The 264-nt window shown below is 61.4% G+C and carries 1 pseudogene; it reads left to right on the top strand.

The features are described 5' to 3' along the window. Positions 1-264: pseudogene (locus AAEZ06_RS27480) on the top strand (C4-dicarboxylate ABC transporter); the annotation flags it as partial.

Raw genomic sequence — 264 nt, 5'->3', positions numbered from 1 at the left:
CCACCGAGGAACTGATCGCCCAGGATGTTGGTGCGCGCACGCCCATTGGGCCGATAGCCGCGGTTATCGCCGGGCTCGCGCTGCTCTGGTCATTGTTCCAGCTGTGGATCGCCTCACCGCTGCCTTTCGTGCTCGGTTTTGGCGTACTGAACGACACCGAGACCCGCTCCATTCATTTGGCGTTTGCGCTACTGCTCGCGTTTCTGGCCTATCCGGCATTCAAGAAGTCGCCCAGAGACCGTGTCCCCCTTGTCGATATCGCCC

Origin of the sequence: Pseudomonas sp. HY7a-MNA-CIBAN-0227 (genome assembly GCF_040310325.1) — a bacterium.
Taxonomy (GTDB): domain Bacteria; phylum Pseudomonadota; class Gammaproteobacteria; order Pseudomonadales; family Pseudomonadaceae; genus Aquipseudomonas.
The sequence above is the reverse complement of the archived record's forward strand: the minus strand, read 5'-3'. Positions and strand labels throughout refer to the sequence as shown.